The sequence below is a fragment of the Pseudoalteromonas sp. J2K-J599 genome, assembly GCF_059295115.2.
Window position 1 is genome coordinate 477,547 of record NZ_CM200271.1, and the last position, 15,082, is coordinate 492,628.

General features: G+C 39.4%; 9 protein-coding genes. 8 read left to right on the forward strand and 1 reads right to left on the reverse strand.

Going from position 1 to position 15,082, the window contains the following annotated elements; translation table 11 throughout:
* Positions 1-220 precede the first annotated feature (220 nt).
* Positions 221-1,582, reverse strand: a complete 1,362-nt coding sequence (gene gorA, locus AC5NT5_RS02105) for a glutathione-disulfide reductase (protein ID WP_494513270.1) — start codon at positions 1,580-1,582, stop codon at positions 221-223.
* Positions 1,583-1,660: 78 nt separating this feature from the next.
* On the opposite strand from gorA, the gene AC5NT5_RS02110 reads away from it, so the two are divergent.
* The 8 genes from AC5NT5_RS02110 to AC5NT5_RS02145 all read left to right on the forward strand — a co-directional run bounded on the left by AC5NT5_RS02110 (position 1,661) and on the right by AC5NT5_RS02145 (position 15,036).
* Positions 1,661-2,335 carry a DUF2461 domain-containing protein gene (locus tag AC5NT5_RS02110; protein WP_339719292.1) on the forward strand — a complete coding sequence of 225 codons (675 nt, stop codon included), beginning with the start codon at positions 1,661-1,663 and terminating at the stop codon, positions 2,333-2,335.
* Positions 2,336-2,421: 86 nt separating this feature from the next.
* Entirely contained in the window at positions 2,422-4,461 is a 2,040-nt protein-coding gene (gene prlC, locus AC5NT5_RS02115; protein ID WP_339719289.1) for an oligopeptidase A, read from the forward strand.
* Between the two features lie 140 nt (positions 4,462-4,601).
* A complete protein-coding gene (locus AC5NT5_RS02120) occupies positions 4,602-5,780 on the forward strand; it encodes a response regulator transcription factor (RefSeq protein ID WP_339719286.1) in 1,179 nt (392 codons plus the stop codon).
* Between the two features lie 57 nt (positions 5,781-5,837).
* Entirely contained in the window at positions 5,838-6,593 is a 756-nt protein-coding gene (locus AC5NT5_RS02125; protein WP_182671023.1) for a class I SAM-dependent methyltransferase, read from the forward strand.
* A gap of 373 nt (positions 6,594-6,966) precedes the next feature.
* Complete coding sequence (locus tag AC5NT5_RS02130) at positions 6,967-9,906, forward strand: SusC/RagA family TonB-linked outer membrane protein (RefSeq protein WP_010554114.1); 2,940 nt, start codon at positions 6,967-6,969, stop codon at positions 9,904-9,906.
* Between the two features lie 33 nt (positions 9,907-9,939).
* A complete protein-coding gene (locus AC5NT5_RS02135; protein ID WP_494513271.1) occupies positions 9,940-11,649 on the forward strand; it encodes a RagB/SusD family nutrient uptake outer membrane protein in 1,710 nt (569 codons plus the stop codon).
* A 50-nt stretch (positions 11,650-11,699) separates the two neighbouring features.
* Entirely contained in the window at positions 11,700-13,037 is a 1,338-nt protein-coding gene (locus tag AC5NT5_RS02140) for a sugar porter family MFS transporter (RefSeq protein WP_002958419.1), read from the forward strand.
* Complete coding sequence (locus tag AC5NT5_RS02145) at positions 13,024-15,036, forward strand: glycoside hydrolase family 32 protein (RefSeq protein ID WP_494513272.1); 2,013 nt, start codon at positions 13,024-13,026, stop codon at positions 15,034-15,036. The genes AC5NT5_RS02140 and AC5NT5_RS02145 overlap by 14 nt, the downstream gene beginning before the upstream one ends.
* The last annotated feature ends 46 nt before the right edge of the window (positions 15,037-15,082 follow it).

Here is a 15,082-nt window from a genome sequence, read left to right on the forward strand (position 1 = left end):
TTAAAGCCAAAACAAAATTTAAACTTTTAACCTTTTTATCGGTCTAAAATTTTTGCTGTTAAAATAATGGCTTGGATATTTATTTAATGTTGAATGGATGTTTTTAATGTGACGTTTTAAGTGGTTTGTTGTGCAAAATATAACAAGCATTAAAAAGCCCTTACTAATTACTTAACAAGGGCTTTTTATAATTGAGCGCTTAGAGTTTAGCGCCTAGCGCCTAGCGCATAGTAACAAACTCTTCAGAACCTGTTGGGTGAATCGCAACAACGGCATCAAAATCAGCTTTAGTAGCGCCCATTTTCATGGCAACTGCAAAACCTTGAATCATTTCATCAACCGCAAAACCAATACCATGTAGGCCAACTACTTTTTCGTCTGGGCCGGCACATACAAGCTTCATTTTACAAGGCTGGCGATGTTTAGTTACCGCTGTGTACATAGCTGTAAAACCAGATTGGTAAATCTTAACGTTTTCTTCGCCATACTGAGAAATAGCTTCTTGTTCAGTAAGGCCAATAGTACCAATTGGTGGGTGACTAAATACAACAGTAGGAACCAAGCTGTAATCCATCTTTAAGTCATCTGGTAGTTCTTTATTAAATAAACGCTCAGATAAAGTACGCCCTGCTTTAACTGCTACAGGCGTAAGTTCAATACCGTTTTCGATAATATCACCAACAGCATAAACGTTTTTAGCTGTGGTATTTTGAAACTCATCAACTTTAACAAAACCATCGCTGTTAACTTCTACGCCGGCAGCGGCTACATTAATTGCATCTGTTGTTGGCTGGCGGCCAATGGCCCAAATTACTTGGTCAACGTTATGAGTTTTACCATTATCTAAATGTAGCGTTACAGAGCCATCATCTTCTTTAACTAATTTATGAGGTACAGATTCTGTATGAAGAGTAGGGCCTTCAGCAGCCATAACATCAACAAGTGTTTCAACTATGTATGGGTCAAAGTTACGAAGTGGAGAATGCTTACGAACAAATAAATGTGTTTCAGTACCTAAACCATGTAATACACCAGCAAGCTCGACGGCTATGTAGCCTGCGCCAATAACGGCAACGCGCTTAGGTTGCTCTTTTAGCTCAAAAAAGTCATTTGAATCGATACCGTGTTCAGCACCTTCAATATGCGGAATACTTGGGCGTCCACCTACTGCAATTAATATATGATCGGCTGTGTAGTGCTCGCCGTTTACTTCAACTGTTTTATTATCTACAAATTTAGCAAAACCTTTAATTACAGTAACGCCATTGCTAGCAAGGCCACTGTCGTAACCTTTATGAATTCGACCTATGTAGGCTTCACGGCTTTCTACTAACTTGCTCCAATCAAAGCCTTTAACTTCAACATTAAAGCCGTAATCTGGGGCATATAAATTAATTGCTTCAGCAACCTGAGCACCGTGCCACATTACTTTTTTAGGTACGCAGCCTACGTTTACACACGTGCCGCCCATGTGTTTTGCTTCTATAAGTGCTACTTTAGCGCCACGCATTGCCGCTCTATTTGCAGAGGCAATACCACCACTGCCACCACCGATTGCAATATAATCAAAGTGTTGTGTCATTTTATGTCCTTAGGCGTTGAGTTTTATGCGCATTAGCATAACATTAAGTTTTAAAAATAAAGAGTGTTTAGGTGACCTATGTTTAGTAAAAAAACATTCGAATTTCTTGCTCAGCTTGATCAAAACAATAATAGAGACTGGTTTAACGACCATAAATCACAGTATGAGGAATACGTAAGAGAGCCCGCTTTAGATTTCATTAGGCAAATGCAAGCACCACTTGCTGAGGTTTCTAGCCATTTTGTCGCATCTGATAAAAAAGTCGGCGGTAGTTTAATGAGAATCCATAAAGACGCGCGTTTTAGTAAAGATAAAACCCCATATAAAATTAATGTAGGGATTCAATTTCGCCATTTTATGGGAAAAGACGTACACGCCCCTGGTTTTTATTTTCACTTAGCAAATGACGAATGTTTTGTAGGTGCTGGTATTTGGCGACCAGAATCAAAGGCGCTTAATGCAATTAGAACCTGCATAGATGAAAACCCAAATAGCTATAAAAAAGCAATTTATGATGAGCAATTTAAATCTATTTTTGAAATGTCAGGAGAGTCGCTAAAACGCCCACCAAGGGGTTTTGAAAAAGATCATCCCTTAATAGATGAGCTCAAACGAAAAGACTTTATAGCCATTAGCCCACTTACTCAAAAGCAAATATGCAGTAATAACCTAGTTGATACGGTACTAGATCGTTATAAAGTGGCCGACTCATTAATGGGTTATTTGTGTTTTGCTTTAGAACAACCTTATTAAAATTAAACAACTTAAAAGCGGCTGAGTTGTTTTTTTACTTTTAGACCCAATTTAAAACGTAATGCATTAACGCAAAGAGAGTATTTATGAGCAACCCACTAATTGGCCTTGAAGGCTTACCACCATTTTCAAAAATAAAGCCTGAGTACGTAGTACCAGCACTAAAAGACGGTATTGAGCTTTGTCGTAAAGCCATTGATGACGTGCTAGCGAAAGGTTCGTACACGTGGGATGACTTAGTATTACCCCTTGAAGAAGCCGACGACAAATTATCGCGTATGTTCTCCCCTGTATCGCATTTAAATTCAGTAATGAATAACGACGAATTACGTGAAGCTTACGAGCAGTGCTTACCGTTAATATCTGAATATTCAACATTTGTAGGTCAGCATCAAGGTTTATACAACGCGTATAATACGCTTTATAACAGCGACGAATTTAAAACGCTGACTACAGCACAGCAAAAAACAATTACTAATGCGCTTCGTGACTTTAAATTATCGGGTATTGCATTAGCGCCGAAGCAGCAAAAACGCTACGGCGAAATTAGCGCGCGTTTATCAGAACTTGCCTCAAAATTTGGCAACAACGTAATGGATGCCACACTTGCTTGGCACAAGCATATTACTGATGAAAGCGACTTAGCTGGCTTGCCAGAATCTGCTTTAGCGCTTGCAGCTGACACTGCAAAAAGTAAAGAGTTAGACGGTTGGGTATTTACCCTTGATTTTCCGTCGTATTTACCAATTATGACCTATGCAGATAACCGCGAATTACGCAGAGAAACTTACACCGCGTTTTCTACGCGCGCATCAGATCAAGGCCCTAATGCTGGTGAATTTGATAACTCACAGATTATGAGTGAGGAGCTTGCGCTTCGCCATGAACTTGCACAGTTATTAGGATTCAACAGCTACGCTGAAAAGTCATTGGCAACTAAAATGGCCGAAACACCAGCGCAAGTATTCTCGTTTTTAGAAGACCTAGCGGCTAAATCAAAACCACAAGCAGAACAAGAAGTGGCAGAGTTAAAAGCCTATGCTGAGCAAAAACATGGTATTTCTGAATTACAGGCATGGGATTTTGGTTACTACAGCGAAAAACTTAAGCAAGAAAAGTACGCTATTTCAGATGAAGTACTGCGTCCTTACTTCCCAGCAAATAAAGTATTAAGTGGCTTATTCGAAACCGTTAACCGCTTATTTGGTATTAGCGTAAAAGAAGTTACTGACTTTGATACTTATCACAAAGATGTACGTTTTTTTGAAATTGTAGATAGTAGCAATACTCTACGCGGACGTTTTTATCTCGATTTATATGCACGCGACCGTAAACGCGGCGGGGCGTGGATGGACGACTGTATGGGTCGTAAAGTACGTGCTAACGGCGAACTACAAACTCCAGTGGCTTATTTAGTGTGTAACTTTAATAAAGCGGTTGGCGATAAACCTGCATTGTTTACTCATGACGAGGTGACAACCTTATTCCACGAGTTTGGTCATGGTATTCACCATATGCTTACACAAGTTGATGCTGCTCCTGTTGCGGGTATTAATGGTGTAGCGTGGGATGCGGTAGAGCTTCCTAGTCAGTTTTTAGAAAACTGGTGTTATGAAGAAGAAGCATTGAGCTTTATTTCAGGCCATTATGAAACGGGCGAGCCGTTACCTAAAGAGCTACTTGATAAGCTACTTGCGGCTAAAAACTATAACTCAGGCATGCAAATGCTACGTCAAATTGAGTTCTCGTTATTCGACTTTAAAATCCACAATGATTATAAAGCGGGTGAAGAGTGTCAAATTCAAGCCGTACTAAACGACGTGCGCAGCCGTACCTCAGTCGTTAATCCACCTGAATTTAACCGTTTTCAGCATGGCTTTAGCCACATTTTTGCAGGCGGTTACAGCGCTGGTTATTACTCATATAAATGGGCTGAAGTTCTCTCTGCTGATGCTTATTCTAAATTTGAAGAAGAAGGTATTTTTAACCCGCAAACTGGTCAAGCCTTCATGCAAAATATTTTAGAAAAAGGCGGCAGTGAAGAGCCAATGGAATTATTTAAAAAGTTCCGTGGTCGTGAGCCTAACGTTGACGCGTTATTACGCCACAGCGGTATTGCAGCTTAAAAAGCTAATATTTAGCACAAACCAAATTAAAGCGCCTAAATGGCGCTTTTTTATTGTTTGTAAATTATTATCTAATAATTTTTAGTAATTTCATCCTACCGTACTATGCTTTTAGCACACCTATTAAAATGGATTAAGGCATGGCAAAGTTGGTATTGGCAATTGATGACGACAAGTATGTTCATCATATAATTGAAGAGTCTTTAGCAGGGTTTTGTAAAATAATTCATGCAAAAGATGGCGATGAAGGATTAAGGCTAACCAATAAATATAACCCTGATATTATTTTACTCGATATTGAAATGCCAGGTATGTCAGGCTATGACGTATGTAAAACGATAAAGCACAGTGAAAGCACTCAAGATATTCCCGTTATGTTTCTCTCATCTAAAATAGAGCTAAGCGATCGTGTAAAAGGTTATAGCGTTGGCGCATCTGATTACATTACAAAACCTTTTAATGCAGAAGAGTTAATAGCGCGAATAAAGGTACTTTACGAATATAGGCAAAAATGCACAAAACTAAAACTGGATATAGCAAAAGCGAATAAAACAGCGGAAATAGCGATGACAGAGTCGGGCGATATGGGCCGTATAATGCGCTACGTTGGACAAAGTTATCATGCTAATAACTTTCAATCGTTGAGTGAACACTTTTTTACCTTTTTTGCTCCTTTAAATTTAGATGTTGTGGTTGTTTTTTGGTATCAAGGAACAGGTGTTTTTTACAGCCAGCAAAGCGGTGTTTGCCCGTTAGAGCAAGAGCTGCTGGAGCAACACAGACAAGCTCAACGATTTGTTGATATTGGTAGTAGTACTATAATTAATTACCCCAAAGTATCACTTTTAATAAAAAATATGCCAGTTGATAACGATGCTTTGTTCGGGCGCTATAAAGATCTGTTCCCGCATATATTAGAAGTAACTAACGAGAAGGTTATTACCATGGAAAGAAGCGAAAGCAGTTATGAGCAGGCAGCTCAAATAAGTACAGCCCTTCAAGATATTGTTAAGCAGTTAACTACACAAAATATAGAGCAAAACAAAAGTACTAAAGTGTTTATAGAGCAGCTACATGAGCTGGACTGCGCTATTAAGCTACAACAAACACAAGCAAATCCTGCCGATCTCACCTTATATATATCTCAATTAGATCAAACAATGCAGTTATTTGTATCGGCTAATAGCGATTTAGCCTTTATCAAATATCAGCTAAAACAAGTTGCCGAAAGCCGCAATGAACTTATATCTAATTTACGCACTAAAGCGGAAGCCGCAAAGGTCAATACGAATCATCACAGTGATATAGAGCTATTTTAGTGCTTTAAAGTAAAGCGGTTGATATACTACAGGCGTATTTTATCGTCGGAGTTTATTGTGGTTATTCAGTGTGCTTTTAAAGAGTTACGTCCCTATTTAAATGAATTAGAAACACGCTTTGGTTTAGCCCAATGGGCGCAAAATTGCAGTGGCTTTAGCTTACATTACGATGATAAAGGGTTAAGCCTATTTAAAACCGACGAGCCTAAACTAGGTGCAATTAATGTTGATTTTGTAACCGGTGCTGCTGCCCATAGGCGTAAGTTTGGCGGTGGTAAAGGGCAAGCAATTGCCAAAGCAGTTGGCTTAAATAAAGGTGCAACGCCTGTTGTGCTTGATGCTACCGCAGGCCTTGGGCGAGACGGCTTTGTACTTGCCTCGCTAGGGTGTAAAGTCATATTACATGAACGTCATCCGGTTGTTGCAGCCCTTTTATACGATGGGTTAAAGCGAGCCTATAGCGATATTGAAATTGGTGTGTGGATGAAAGAAAACATGAGCCTAATATTTGGCTCAAGCCATACCTTGCTCTCTCAGTGCGAAAGCATGCCCGATGTTGTTTATTTAGATCCCATGTTTCCGCATCGCGAAAAATCAGCATTAGTTAAAAAAGAAATGCGCGTATTTCAAGAGCTAGTTGGTGCAGACAACGACGCAGACGACCTACTTGATTTTGCCTATCCACTTGCCAGTAAGCGTGTCGTTGTAAAACGCCCCGATTACGCCCCATTCTTAAACGAAAAAACCCCAAGTATGCAAATTAAAACTAAAAAGAACCGTTTTGATGTTTATGTAAAGGCGGCAATGGTTTAAAAATAACAACGCGATAAGCTTCCTACATAGATGTCTTGTCGCTGAAACCATAATTTAAAATAATTGCCTGCACTAGGATAGTCGTTATCTTTAAGCTGGATAATTGACTTCGCAATAAATTCATAACACCTTGATTATTATTTATCCATCCCAGATTAACATTCAAAAGCATTAATGCTGTCGTTAATAATTTTTAATTTATATTGAATAGATGTTTTTTAAATGTTAAAAAGACAACGTTGTTTTGTTTGTCTGGTTTACTAAAGCAACTTAAGAACGATAAAAAAAGTATTTTTTTTTACACAAAAGACAACGTTGTTTAATTGAATGCTGAAATCAATATTAAAAAGTAAAATTAAAATGAGGACACACAATGCTCATATTTCACAAAACTAAACTAGCAGTAAGTGTTAGCACTATACTGCTAGGTTGTTCATTGCCATTAAGTCTTTTTGCCGCCGAGCAGCAAAAAAATGAAATTACTCCTAATGATGGTATTGAAGTTATTGAAGTTTCATATGGTTATGGAAGTGTTAAAAAACAAGATTTAACCGGCGCAGTGAGTACAGTTGAGCTTGAAGATGTCGTTGATCAGCCTTCAGGTAATATCATGCAAAATTTGCAGGGGCGTGTGCCTGGCTTGCAAATTACAACGAATGGTTCACCTAACTCTGCAGCAACGGTGCGTATTCGTGGTCAAGGTTTAGGGCCACTTGGAAATAACGATCCATTATATGTTATTGATGGCGTACCAACTAAATCTGGAATGCATGAACTTAATAGCCATGATATTGCTGATATACAGGTGCTAAGAGATGCGGCAGCTGCAAGTATTTTTGGTGCTCGCTCTGGTAATGGGGTCATTATTATCACCACCAAAAAAGGGAATGAAGGGCTCGACTTTAATTTCTCTTTTAATCAGTCATATGATGATTTTAACTATGAATTAAATCCATTAAATACACAGCAAAGGGCACAAGCAGTTTGGCAAGCTGCAGTAAACGACGGCTCAGATCCAAATGCAGCAAGTTCTCTTTATACTTATGATTGGAATAATGATTTTAATAACCCTCAATTAAACAACGTTGTTTTTCCTGAGTTTACGGATGCTGCACAGGTGCAACGCCCAGCAGATACAAACTGGTTTGATGAAGTTACACGCTCTGCAAAAGTAACCGATCTTAACTTTTCAGTTGCAGGTGGTTCAGACAAAGCTTCGATATATAGTTCACTTGGATATTTCGGCTCAGAAGGTGTTGTTGATGGCTCAGAGTTTGAACGAATAAGCTTTCGCGTTAATTCTGATTATCAGCTAACGAATAAGCTTAAGATTGGTGAAAACTTTATAGTGACAAACCAAGAATCAAACTTGGTTAATGATCTGGCCGGTAATATTCTAACTTTGGCAATAGAACAACAATCTATCGTTCCTGTGTACAACGATGAAGGTGGCTGGGGAGGACCTGTTCCAGGTGTAACTGACCGTGATAATCCATTTAGATTAATTGAAATGAATCGAGACAATGTCAGTAGATTCAATAAATTAATGGGGAATATTTTTGTTGAGTATGAGGCAATAGAGGACTTAACGTTAAAAAGCTCTATCGGTTTAGATTACGGGCAATACTACTTCAGAAACTATACCCGTGCTTTTCAAGCTGGCTCGCTAAACTATGGTGATCAGCTGTCAGTGACAGAAAATTGGAATAGCAGTTTTAGTTGGACTAATACCGCAGAATATAAGCTTGATTTAGACACAAATCATTTTACGTTTTTGGTTGGTACAGAACAAATAGATTATGAGTATGAAGGATCTGTTGGTTTTGGTTCAGGTTTTGCGTCTGATGATCGTGATTATGCTCATTTATCACAAGCAACGGGCGATGTTCGTGTGGAAGGGGATGGCGATAAATGGTCTCTTAATTCTTATTTTGCGCGTATTGACTATAACTTCGATGACCGATATTTAGCAGGTTTAACAATTCGTCGCGATGGTTCATCTCGTTTTGGTAGTAATAATAGCTACGGTAATTTCCCCGCTATTTCTGCAGGTTGGGTGATCAGCAACGAATCATTCTATGATATTGAATTTTTATCTACCTTAAAGCTTCGTGCTAGTTGGGGCAAAACGGGTAATCAAGAAATCCCTACCGATGCAACATATACAACGTATTTAAGCCGCTATGCAACTCGATCTTTATTCACTGATCAGCAAGATGAAGGGACCGCTTATGATATAGGCGGTGCAAATGGCGGCACGCTTCCTTCTGGGTTTGTAAAAGCACAAACAGGGAATGATGGCCTAAAGTGGGAAACATCAACGCAAACAAACATTGGTCTTGATTTTGGCATGCGTTACGAAACCATTTACGGCAGTATCGATTGGTTTGAGAAAACCACAGAGGATATTTTAACGTTAACCAATCCACTTGCAACATTAGGGGAAGGCGCTCAGCAATGGGTCAATGGCGGCACGATTGAAAACTCTGGTTTTGAGTTTCTCATTGGATACGCCGATTACCTTACCTTTGATAGCTTAGATGGTGATATCGATGTCGATATTAGCTTTAACATTTCTTCAGCTAAAAATAAGGTTGTTTCATTACCAGAGGACGTTGTTAACTCATTTGGTGGTAATGGTGATGATAAAACGATTGTTGGTCATTCAGTCAATTCTATTTATGGTTATGTTGCCGATGGGTTATTCCAAAATCAAGGTGAAATAGATGCTCACGCAGCGCAATCTGGGGCTGGTTTAGGCCGAGTTCGCTGGAAAGATTTAGACGGCAATGGCGTGATTGATGAAAACGATCAAAGCTTTTTCACCGATACTGATCCTGACTTTATGTATGGATTGAACATGAATTTCAAATACAAAAATTGGGATTTCAATATGTTCTGGCAGGGTGTTCAGGGTGGCGAGATACGTAACAGCTGGCGTGGGTTTACTGACTTCACATCATTAAATATAGGCTCTAACTACGGTGATCGTGTTCTTGATGCATGGTCAGTTAACAATACAGACAGTAATGTACCGGCATTAACTTTAATCGATAATAATGGTGAAGGCCGTCAATCAAGTTTGTTTTGGGAAGATGGCAGCTACATAAAGCTTCGTAACTTATCTATCGGTTATACACCTGATGAACAGTGGTTAAGTCAATACGGTATAAGTTCTGCACGAATTTATTTGCAGGGAAGTAACTTATTGACCATTACTCCATCAGGGACGCTAAGCCAGGATCCAGAAACTCCAAACGGCAACTTCCCAATACCAAAACGTATCACGTTAGGCGTGAACCTTTCTTTTTGATTTATTAAAACGACAACGATACGAGCACATATTATGAATAAAATTAAAACACTATTTACAGCAGCTACACTTGCGCTTTCTTTAGCATCGTGTGGTGATTCTGATCTTGATGTTGCACCTTCTGGGGTATTAACCGAAGAGCAAGTTTCTAACAGTGAAAATGTAGATGCGTTGATTATTGCTGCCTACTCATATTTAGGAAACGATCATTATACTGCGCCTAACTTTTTATGGCCGACAGGAAACTTACGTGCCGGAGATGCTCACAAAGGTGGTAATGGACCCGGTGATATCTTTGCTTATCATGCTTTGTCTTTATATCAGCCAATAGTGCCTGATATGGAGTCTTTCCCGCCAGATTTAATTGATTTGAACAATAAAAAATGGGTACGTAATTACACGGGAATTTCGAGAGCAAATTCAGCATTAGCAGTAATCGCAAATGCGCCAGAAGCAATTGAAAACAGTGCTGCAAAACAATCCGAACTGCGGTTTATCCGCAGTATTTTTTACTTTGATTTAAAAATACATCATAAGCATATTCCGTGGATTGATGAAACAATGACGCAAGATCAAATTCTTAGCGCTACTAATCGTGAGCTGAACGATCAGGAGCTATGGGATAAAATTGCTGCAGATTTTGAGTTTGCTGCAAACAATTTACCACAAACCCAAGAAGATGTAGGGCGCGCTTCAGCGTTATCGGCTAAGGCATATCTAGCTAAAACATTGCTCTACCAAGCGTATGAGCAGAATGAGCTACATCAAGTTATTAATATTAATAAAGATAAACTTGTAAAAGTAGTGGCCCTGGTTGATGAAATTGAAGAGGCCGGCGTCTATGGCTTATTTGATGATTACGCGAATAACTTTTTGTTTGAAAGTGAAAATGGTAAAGAATCAGTTTTTGCTATTCAGCGCTCTCTAAATGACGGCTCTCCAGATGGACGTGGTAGCTGGCCTAGTGCATTAAATGCGCCAATGGCTGGTGGTTTTGGCTGTTGTGGTTTTCATGTGCCAACAGAAAATTTTGTTAATGCGTTTAAAACAGACCAACAAGGTTTGCCATTATTCGACTCTTTTAACGACTTTAACTACGACATGACGACTGACTCAGTTGACCCTCGCTTAGATCACACCGTGGCAATGGAAGGTAAACCATTTAAGTATGATGACAACTTGATCCATGGCGGTGATAGTTGGGCACGCGCACCAGGTATATATGGCAACTTTACGGCAATGAAAGATCTTGAACACCCTGACTGTAGTTGTCGTGGTGAGAATGGACCTTTTCCAATCTTTTCATTAAATACACCGCTTATCCGTTACGCTGATGTATTGCTTTGGAAAGCAGAAGCATTAATTGAGTTAGACAGATATGACGAAGCATTGCCAATCATTAACCGTATTCGTGAACGCGCTAAACACAGCACCGATAGATTGCATAACGCGAGTATTTATAACATTGGCTTATATGCAAGTTTTGGTTCTAAAGAGCTAGCAAGAGCAGCACTGCGCTTTGAGCGACGTTTAGAATTAGGGCTTGAAGGACATCGCTTTTTCGACTTAGTGCGTTGGGGAATAGCAAAAGAAACTATTGATAGTTACTTAGCAATTGAAGCTGTACGCAAACCTTATTTGGTCGATGCTATTTTCACTAAAGGTAAGCATGAGTATTTACCTATTCCAAACCAGCAAATTATTTTAAGTGGTGGGTCGTACACACAAAACCCAAGTTATTAATAGTGGTGGGTTTCGGCCCACCTTTTAAGCTTTAAGTTTTAAGAGTGATTATGAAAAAAATTATTTACTGGTCAGTCACTGTTGCAGTTGCTGGTTTTTTATTCGGCTTTGATACTGCTGTTATATCCGGTGCGGATAAACCTATTCAAGCATTATGGAATACGAGCTCGTTATTTCATGGCTTATTTATTATGTCTTCAGCTTTGTGGGGAACTCTACTTGGTGCCTTAACTGGTAATTATCCATGCGATAAGTGGGGTAGAAAACCCACATTGATTTTAGTCGGTGTGTTGTTTTTAGTTTCGGCGCTTGGCTCCGCCATGGCACCTGACGCATATAGCTTCGCCTTACTACGGTTTATTGGTGGCGTGGGAGTGGGTATTTCTTCAATTGTTGTACCTGCTTATATCTCTGAGATTGCACCTGCTAAGTACCGTGGGCGTTTGGTCGCGCTTTATCAGTTTCAAATTGTATTTGGTATTTTAGTTGCGTTTGTTTCTAATTTTTTGATTGCAGGAACATCTGCAATTGACTGGCGTTTAATGTTAGGTGTGGAGGCAATACCGGCCTTAGCTTATTTATTAATGATCATTAAGGCACCTGAAAGCCCACGTTGGTTAGTGCAAAAGAAAAACGAAAAAGCTAAAGCGCGTTCAATCTTAGTTACTTTAGGTGAACAAAACCCAGACCAAGTATTAAATGACATAGAACGCGACAAGTTACAAAACAGTCAATCAAAGCTATTTGGTGGTAGTTACAATAAGGCGGCTTTATTTGCATTTTTATTTGCCGCATTTAATCAATTATCTGGCATTAACTTTATTATTTATTATGCACCGCGCGTATTTGAACTTGCAGGATTGGATGTAAATCAATCCTTACTTTCAGGCGCTGGAATTGGCGTGGTTAACTTATGTTTTACCATGCTGGGTTTATCGTTGATTGATAAATTTGGCCGACGTTCGCTGATGTATATCGGCTCAATTGGCTACGTTATTTCCCTCTCTGTCGTGGCGTGGGCATTTAGTACTGACTCTGGAGGCTTAACGGTTGTAGCGTTTGTATTTGTGTTTATTGCCGCTCATGCCATTGGCCAAGGTACCGTTATTTGGGTCTTCATTGCAGAAATATTCCCGAACAAAGTACGTTCAAAAGGGCAATCTTTAGGCTCCGGTACGCATTGGTTTTTTGCCGCAGCAATCACTTTACTTATGCCATTTTTCTTAGAACGTTTTAGTGCCACTGAAGTATTCACTTTCTTTACTTTAATGATGTTAGGGCAATTGATTTTTGTTGTGTGGTTTATGCCAGAAACAAAGGGATGTTCTTTAGAAGCAATTTCATTAGATACCAATAATAAGCATGGAGCATTAGATGCGAACCGTTAATTTAGTTTTAATTTCATCATTTTTGGCAGCATGTAGCATGACAAACCCAACTGAACAAACAGCCCTTAAGGGGACAGATAAACCGAGCAAAGAGGCGTTTCGACCTGTTTTTCATTTTACTCCTGAAAAGCATTGGATGAACGATCCTAATGGTATGGTTTACTACCAAGGCGAATATCATCTGTTTTACCAGCATAATCCTGATTCATCTGTATGGGGACCAATGCATTGGGGACATGCAATTAGTAAAGATATGGTTAATTGGCAGCATCAAGAAATTAAGTTGTTTCCTGATGAGCACGGTACTATCTTCTCTGGCAGTGCGATAGTTGATTGGCAAAATAGCAGCGGCTTTGGCAGTAAAGATAACCCACCATTAGTGGCTATATTTACCTATCATGATGATAAAAAGGCGGCACAGGGAGCGATTGATTTTCAAACGCAAGGTATAGCATATAGCACCGATAAAGGCCGTACATGGATAAAATACGCTAATAATCCGGTATTAAAAAATCCTGGGATCCGTGACTTTCGTGACCCCAAAGTAAGTTGGCATGAAGATACCCAGCAATGGGTTATGGTATTAGCTCAAGATGATCATATTGGCTTTTATAGCTCAAAAGATTTAAAAACATGGCAATTTGAAAGTAACTTCGGCGCTGATTGGGGCAGTCACGCCGGTGTATGGGAGTGTCCAGATCTTATTCGCGTGCGTATTGAAGGCACCGGCGAATATAAATATGTTCTATTAGTGAGTATTAATCCTGGCGCGCCAAATGGCGGTTCTGGTACACAATATTTTGTTGGCGATTTTGACGGTGAAGAATTTGTGTTGGATAGCGATTATCAAAAAATGCTTACAACAACACCTGCCGTTTTCCCTCAAGGGCTTGATTTTTCTAACTTCAAAAATGGCTTAAAAAATTGGCAAGTATCGGGTGAAGCATTTCATATAGTAAATGATCAACCTACAAATACCATTGCCAGTTCTTTTAAAGGCTCGGATGAGGCAATTGGTACCTTAACTTCAAAATCATTTGCGATTAATCATGATTTCATTAACTTCAAAATTGCAGGTGGAAAGCATCACAACAGTACCGCAATACAGTTGTTAGTTGATGGTGAAATAGTTAAAACCGCGAGTGGAAACAATACAGGTACAATGGCCGAGCGTTCTTGGAACGTGAGTCAATTAAAAGGCCAGCAAGCTCATATTAAAGTGGTAGACAATGAACGAGGTGATTGGGGGCATATAAAAATTGCTGATATCGTATTTTCTGATAAAGCAGCAACAGAAAAGTATGAATCGTCAATATGGCTAGACTACGGTACAGATAATTATGCTGGCGTGACTTTTTCTGATGCTCAAGACGGTAGACACTTATTTATGGGATGGATGAGTAACTGGCAATACGCAAACCAAGTACCGACTGAGGTATGGCGCAGTGCAATGACGATTCCCAGAGAATTAAAGTTATTACAAACGCCAGCAGGCGTGCGTTTGGCATCTCAACCTATCAAAGAACTCGATAGTTTACTGAGTAACACACAGCAAAAGGCAACCCTAACTGGCACAAATAGCTACCAGTTAGATGAGCTTTTTACTGTCGAACCTGGGCAATTTAAAGTGAGCTTTAGTTTATCAAACGCTGAGCAAGTTACTGATATTGTGCTTAGCTCTGATAAAGGTGAATACACTAAGCTGCAGTTAGACCCAGCTCAAGGACAACTTGTACTTGACCGAAGACAATCGGGTTTAAAAGATTTTGAAGATGGGTTTGCTTCTTTACAAACTGCGCCATTACAAAAGGGTCTTGAGTATTACGATGTCGAGATATGGGTAGATAAAGCGTCGGTAGAAGTGTTTGTAAATAAAGGGGTTAGCTCTATGACCTCGATTGTTTTTCCAACCTCTCCTTACAATAAAATACAAGTGAGTGCTGAGCAGTCTTTGTCGCTTAGTGACGTTAAGTTAAATAATATAGCAATAGAAAAATAACTTCCAAAATGACTCTATATTATAGAGTCATTAATCTTTCTCTAAG

Excerpts from the sequence above, each read along its gene's own strand:
- gorA (WP_494513270.1), bottom strand. The coding sequence starts at position 1,582 with ATGACACAACACTTTGATTATATTGCAATCGGTGGTGGCAGTGGTGGT.
- AC5NT5_RS02110 (WP_339719292.1), top strand. The coding sequence starts at position 1,661 with ATGTTTAGTAAAAAAACATTCGAATTTCTTGCTCAGCTTGATCAAAAC.
- prlC (WP_339719289.1), top strand. The coding sequence starts at position 2,422 with ATGAGCAACCCACTAATTGGCCTTGAAGGCTTACCACCATTTTCAAAA.
- AC5NT5_RS02120 (WP_339719286.1), top strand. The coding sequence starts at position 4,602 with ATGGCAAAGTTGGTATTGGCAATTGATGACGACAAGTATGTTCATCAT.
- AC5NT5_RS02130 (WP_010554114.1), top strand. The coding sequence starts at position 6,967 with ATGCTCATATTTCACAAAACTAAACTAGCAGTAAGTGTTAGCACTATA.
- AC5NT5_RS02135 (WP_494513271.1), top strand. The coding sequence starts at position 9,940 with ATGAATAAAATTAAAACACTATTTACAGCAGCTACACTTGCGCTTTCT.
- AC5NT5_RS02140 (WP_002958419.1), top strand. The coding sequence starts at position 11,700 with ATGAAAAAAATTATTTACTGGTCAGTCACTGTTGCAGTTGCTGGTTTT.
- AC5NT5_RS02145 (WP_494513272.1), top strand. The coding sequence starts at position 13,024 with ATGCGAACCGTTAATTTAGTTTTAATTTCATCATTTTTGGCAGCATGT.